Raw genomic sequence first — 5,707 nt, 5'->3', positions numbered from 1 at the left:
AGCGACATCACCTGCATCGCCGAGACCGACGCCGAGCAGTGGACGAGCGACAACCCCGACCTCCACGTCCGGGTCCGCGGTGAGCGCGAGGACGGCGTCGTGGTGATCGAGGGCGTCATCAAGCTCTGGGTGACCGAGAAGAAGTAACGGGGATCGACGTCTGAAGTTCTGCTGACGGCTAAACGGGACCGCCGCCGCCGCCGGTGTCGCCCTTGTAGAAGGGCACCGACGTGCCGTGCTTGGCCTCCCCGACCATCCCCACGTCGAGCACCCGCTTCTCTCCGACGAGGCGTCGCTGCAGGTAGGTGGCCAACCAAGTGAGGAGCAGGTTGACCAGCACGTACATCGCGCCGATGACGATGATGGTCGGTATGTGGTTGCCGAACTGCGTGTAGATCGGCTTCGCCACGCGGGTCAGGCCGGCTCCGGCAACGACGTACCCGAGGCTGGTGTCCTTCAGCGCGACGACCATCTGGCTGATGATGGCAGGGATCATGATCTTGACCGCCTGGGGCAGCAGGACCACCGTCATGACCTGGGTCTTGCGCATGCCGATGGCGTACGCCGCCTCGGACTGTCCCTTCGGCACGGCGTTGATCCCGGCGCGGAAGACCTCAGCGAGCACTGCGCCGTTGTAGAGCGTCAGCGCCGTCACGACGGCCCAATAGGTGCGCCGGGACAGCTCGTCGGTGCCTCCGAAGACGGCGTAGAAGCAGAAGACGATCAGCAGGATGACCGGGACGGCGCGGAAGAACTCCACGACCAGCCAGCACGGCCAGCGGATGTACGCGTGGTTCGAGAGCTTGCCGACGCCGAAGAGCAACCCGAAGGCGACCGCGCCGATGATGGCGATGAACGCCATCTGCAGCGTGACCAGCAGGCCGTCCACGAGGATCGCCTCGATGTACTTCGGGGTGACGAACGGCTCCCACCTGGCGTACTGGAACTGGCCGGTGACCTGCATGCGGTAGACGAGGAACGCGATGACGGCGAGCAGGGCCACCCCAGCAACGATGCTGTAGATGCGGTGCCGTGCGCGGGTGACCGGGCCGGCGGTGTCGAAGAGGACGCTGGCGCTCATCAGACCACCCTCCATCGGCGCTCGAGAACGGAGGCGATCGCCGAGACGATCGCCACGAGGAACATGTAGCCGAGCGCGAAGGCGATGAAGATGCCCCAGCGCTGGTCGGCGTGGTCATTGGTGAAGCCCTTCATCCGGGCGGCGGCGTCAAGGACGCCGAACACCCCCGCCACCGAGGTGTTCTTGAGGAGCGCGATGAAGGTGCTGGCCAGTGGCGGCACCGAGGCCCGGAACGCCTGGGGGAGCACGACCTGGGACATCACGCCGCTGAAGGGTAGGCCGATGGCCCGGGCAGCCTCGGCCTGGCCGAGACCGACGGAGTTGACGCCGGCCCGGATCGACTCGCAGACGAAGGCCGAGGAATAGAGGCTCAGCGCGGCGACAGCTGCGGTGAAGAAGGACGTGAAGTCGAAGGGGCCGATGTGGATGTCGACCCATCCGAAGCGCAACCAGTCGAAGATCTTGCCGGCGCCGAGCTGGAAGAACAGGAAGATGATGACGAGGGGGGTGTTCCGCACGAGCGCGACGTAGGCGCTGGCGAAGGTGCGCAGCACCGCCACCGGCCCGACCCGGGCAGCGGCGAGGAGCGTGCCGAGCACGAGGGAGATCGCTGCCGAGACCAGGAAAAGGAAGATCGTGTAGCCGAAGCCCTTCAGGTACAGGTCGACGTTGTCCAGGACGGCGTCCACGCGGCTCCTCTCTCGGTGTTGCACTCGGTGGGACAGCGACAGTCCGGGCCCGCCGTCGCCGAAGGGCCCGGACCGTCACTCACTGGTGATCAGGATTCGCAGGCGTCCATCTCGGGGAGCTCCGGGGTGTCGACGCCCGAGGGCCCGAGAGTGGCCTTGAAGGCGTCGTCGTAGAGGCCGTCCTCGTGCGCCTGCGTGATCGTGTCGACGATCCACTGGCACATCTCGGGGTGGTCCTTCGAGTAGCCGACGCCGATGTTCTCCTCGGAGAACTCCTCGCCGACGACCTTGAGCTCGCCCTCGTTCTGCGCGGCGTAACCGGCCAGGATCGTGCCGTCGGTGGTCATGGCCTCGACCGTTCCGTCGAGCACCTTCTCCACGCACTCGGAGTAGGTGTCGAAGCCGACGGGCTTCATGCCCTCAGCCTCGGCGTTGTCGAGTGACGTCGAGCCCGTGACCGAGCAGACCTCCTTGCCCTGCAGGTCGTCCGTGCTCTCGACGTCGCTGTCCTCGGGTACGAGCAGCTGCTGGCCGGTGACGAGGTAGGGACCCGCCTGACCGACGACCGCGCGACGCTCCTCGTTGATGGAGTACGACGCCAGCACGAGGTCCACGGTGCCGTCCTGGAGGAACGGCTCGCGGTTGTCGGAGATCGTCTCGATCCACTCGACCTCGTCCTCGGCGATGCCGAGGTCCGCGGCAAGGATCTTGGCCATCTCGACGTCGAAGCCAGTGGGGATGTCGTCGGCGGCGTCCTTGAAGCCGAGGCCGGGCTGGTCGAACTTGACGCCGATCTTGACCTTGCCGGCGTCGGCCAGCTCCTTCATGCGCGTGCCGTCGTCGAACTCCGAGGCGGCGTCCTCCTTGACCTCGACGTCCGCGCCTTCACTGTCGGAGCCCGCGTCGCCGCAAGCCACGAGGCTGAGCGCCAGCCCGAGGCCGGCGACTACTGCCTTCGTACGGATCAATCGCATCTGTATCTCCTTGTGTTGTGTCGCTTCCGAGATGAACGAGCTCAGTGCTTGAGGATCTTGCCGAGGAAGTCCTTGGCGCGATCCGACTTCGGGTTGGTGAAGAACTCCTCAGGGGTGCCCTCCTCGACGATTGCGCCGTCAGCCATGAAGACGACCCGGTCGGCGGCGGTGCGCGCGAAACCCATCTCGTGGGTGACCACGACCATGGTCATGCCCTGCTTGGCGAGGTCCACCATGACGTCGAGGACTTCCTTGATCATCTCCGGGTCCAGCGCCGAGGTCGGCTCGTCGAAGAGCATCACCTTGGGCTCCATGGCCAGCGCGCGGGCGATGGCCACGCGCTGCTGCTGGCCGCCGGAGAGCTGGGAGGGGTACTTCTCCGCCTGGTGCTCGATGCCGACGCGCTCGAGCAGCTCGAGGGCCTTCTTCTCCGCGTCCGCCTTGTTCATCCCCCGGACCTTGATCGGGCCGAGCGTGACGTTCTGGAGGATGGTCTTGTGGGCGAAGAGGTTGAAGCTCTGGAAGACCATGCCGACCTCGGCGCGGAGGTTGGCCAGCTGCTTGCCCTCCTGGGGCAGCGGCTGTCCGTCGAGGGTGATGGTGCCCTCATCGATCGTCTCGAGCCGGTTGATCGCGCGGCACAAGGTCGACTTCCCGGAGCCGGACGGGCCGATGACGACGACCACCTCGCCCTTGGCAACGCTCAGCTCGATGTCCTTGAGGGCGTGCAGCTGTCCGAAGTGCTTCTGCACCCGACTCAGGACGACGAGCGGCTCACCTCGACCCGCAGTGCGGGGTTCATGCTCCAGCGCGGTCATGTCCGCAACCTATCCGCACGTAGCCCGTTCGGGCCATCACCCATGGTCACCTTGTGCCAATCGTGACCAGCGCGAGATTCGCTCAGAGGGTCCGGACCGTGCCTGCGTCGGGGTCCCAGCGACGCAGCTCGACGAGCCGCAGGGGCACGGCGTCGTGCCCCAGGACGCGCAGGGCCGTGGGGACGTCGGCACGCGGCACTCGTCTGGCGAGGGTCACGTGCGGCAGCCACCCCGGGTGCTGCCGGTGCGGCACTGCGGCACGCAACGTGAGTACGGCGCTGATGAGCTCGTCGGGGACATCGAGGATCCGAACCAGGGAGACCCGGCTGCCGCCGAGCAGCGCCAACCCTGAGGCACGGGCCACGACCGGCAGCACCGGACCCAGGTGCCGTACTGCGTGCTCGTCCTGGTCGTCAGCCAAGGTCTCGGCGGTCAGGACGGTGACGTGGGGCGTGTTGGTCATGCCCTGGTGGTCGAGCTGCGAGGGGAGGCCGGCCTCCCTCAGCGCCTGCCAGTCGCGGAGGACGGCGTCTCGCCCTTCGTCGTCAGGCAGGAGCTCGAAGGCGTGGAGGCGGGGCATGGTGCGAGGCTAGCCACGCGGGGAGACCGGCCGTCAGACCGACGAGGGCGATCAGCCCTTGCGTGATGCCTTGCGAGCGGCCATCGACGTACCGTCCCAGACCCGGACCCAGTCGACCTGGGCGGTGTCGCCGATCTCGTCCGCCGTCAGCTCGGCCAGCTCGTAGTCGGAGGCGAGCATCGACAGGACGAGGTACTGGCGGGCCTGGGAGACGGCGTTGGTCTCGCGGTAGTACTCGCGGCCGTCGACCCGGAAGACGTAGGCCTCGGGGGTCCACTCCACGGAGAAGACGTGGAACTCGTCCCACCAGCTGGCGCCGTCGCTCAGCGACTGGCGGGCGTCCTTGAAGAGGCCGCCGTGCTTCATCGCGACCCAGTCGGCCTCGTAGTAGTAGACGAACGAGCCGATCGTCTCGCGTCCGTTGGGGGTCTCGCCGAAGAACTCCATGATGTCGATCTCGGTGCCGGCCGCCGGGTCGCCGTCGGTGAACTTGCTGCCCTCCGGCAGCATCCAGAAGCCGGAGTGCATGCCCCGCGCCTGCTGGGGCTTCATCCGGACCGCAGCGATGCCGTGGCTGAAGGCGTAGGAGTTCTCGGTGGCGATCTGGCTGGTGATGAGGAAGGACTGCTCGCCGGCACCGGTGTCGGTCGTGTACTGGCAGCGCTGGTCGACAAGCGTGGGGTCCAGCGCGACGCCGAGCTTCATGACGCCACCCTCGACGCGGTGGGCAGCGGGGTCCGTTCGAGCGCACGTCCGGGGGGCGTAGACGCTCTCGTGCTCGCGCTTCTGGTCGTTCCAGATGCTGGAGCTCACGGCCGCGTCGGTGAAGGTGTCCTCGAACGTGGGTGCCCAGGTGCGGGAGACGACGGAGCCGGTGACGAGCTCGTGACCCTTGTCGGTCTCGGTGCGGGCCCGGTAGGTCCCCGGCTGCGTTGCGAAGGCTGCGGAGCCCCAGGCGTCCTGGCGCTTGCGGGCCACCTGGCGCCAGTCGCCACCGACCTTGCGCTCCAGCAGGACCGCGCGGCCGAGGCGGGCCGGGTCGAAGGTCGCGACGACCTGGCCGGTGTTGGACGGAGCGGCGGGCGAGCTGCCCGGCTGCACGACGGGCGGCAGGGCCACGAGGGTGCCACCGCGGACGACGATCGTCTGGTCGGAGGACTTCCGCTTCGACTGCTCGCCCTTCTCGGCCTGGGCAGGGGCCATCGGGAGTGCCAGGGCGACGGCGAGGCCGAGGAACAGGCCTGTCCGCAAGAACCGTGCGCTCATCGTGACTCCCGGGGGGTAGGAGCGGTCCCACCAGTGGGACCGGGGCTGACTTCCAGGAAGTTGAACTGGGGGGGCCGACTGGAAGTTGTTACCATTCTGTGGGTGTTTTGTGGCTCACGTGGGCTTTTGTGGAAATTGCCTCAAACTGGCCTTTACCTTCGGAGGCCGACGCGCGTCAGGACTGCGATTCGGGCGGTCCCCGCGCGGCGCCGTACTCTTGACCACGCCATGAGCACCCCCGCCGAGACCCACCCGCGTACCTACGAGGTCCGGACCTACGGGTGCCAGATGAACGTCCA

7 protein-coding genes are annotated in these 5,707 nt (G+C 67.4%); 1 reads left to right on the top strand and 6 read right to left on the bottom strand.

Going from position 1 to position 5,707, the window contains the following annotated elements:
• Window positions 1-6: 6 nt before the first annotated feature.
• Window positions 7-147 (top strand): DUF4442 domain-containing protein, encoded by a 141-nt coding sequence (locus JWN68_RS09860; RefSeq protein ID WP_297738214.1) that lies wholly within the window; start codon window positions 7-9, stop codon window positions 145-147.
• A 31-nt stretch (window positions 148-178) separates the two neighbouring features.
• Here the strand turns inward: JWN68_RS09860 and JWN68_RS09855 are convergent, their stop codons facing one another.
• The 6 genes from JWN68_RS09855 to JWN68_RS09830 all read right to left on the bottom strand — a co-directional run bounded on the left by JWN68_RS09855 (window position 179) and on the right by JWN68_RS09830 (window position 5,408).
• Window positions 179-1,081, bottom strand: coding sequence for an amino acid ABC transporter permease (locus JWN68_RS09855; protein WP_297738212.1), 903 nt, complete (start codon window positions 1,079-1,081; stop codon window positions 179-181).
• A complete protein-coding gene (locus tag JWN68_RS09850) occupies window positions 1,081-1,770 on the bottom strand; it encodes an amino acid ABC transporter permease (RefSeq protein WP_297738210.1) in 690 nt (229 codons plus the stop codon). Before JWN68_RS09850 ends, JWN68_RS09855 begins: the two co-directional genes overlap by 1 nt.
• A gap of 89 nt (window positions 1,771-1,859) precedes the next feature.
• Window positions 1,860-2,744 carry a glutamate ABC transporter substrate-binding protein gene (locus JWN68_RS09845; RefSeq protein WP_297738208.1) on the bottom strand — a complete coding sequence of 295 codons (885 nt, stop codon included), beginning with the start codon at window positions 2,742-2,744 and terminating at the stop codon, window positions 1,860-1,862.
• 41 nt (window positions 2,745-2,785) lie between these two features.
• On the bottom strand, window positions 2,786-3,562 hold the full coding sequence (locus JWN68_RS09840; protein WP_297738206.1) for an amino acid ABC transporter ATP-binding protein: 777 nt from the start codon (window positions 3,560-3,562) through the stop codon (window positions 2,786-2,788).
• Window positions 3,563-3,644: 82 nt separating this feature from the next.
• Window positions 3,645-4,142 (bottom strand): 2'-5' RNA ligase family protein, encoded by a 498-nt coding sequence (locus JWN68_RS09835; protein ID WP_297738204.1) that lies wholly within the window; start codon window positions 4,140-4,142, stop codon window positions 3,645-3,647.
• Between the two features lie 51 nt (window positions 4,143-4,193).
• Window positions 4,194-5,408, bottom strand: coding sequence for a glycoside hydrolase family 16 protein (locus JWN68_RS09830; protein WP_297738202.1), 1,215 nt, complete (start codon window positions 5,406-5,408; stop codon window positions 4,194-4,196).
• Window positions 5,409-5,707 lie beyond the last annotated feature (299 nt).

This window comes from Nocardioides sp. (genome assembly GCF_025964975.1).
In the GTDB taxonomy this organism is placed as follows: Bacteria; Actinomycetota; Actinomycetes; order Propionibacteriales; family Nocardioidaceae; genus Nocardioides.
Note: the sequence above shows the minus strand (reverse complement) of the source record. Positions and strands in the feature narration are given on the sequence as shown.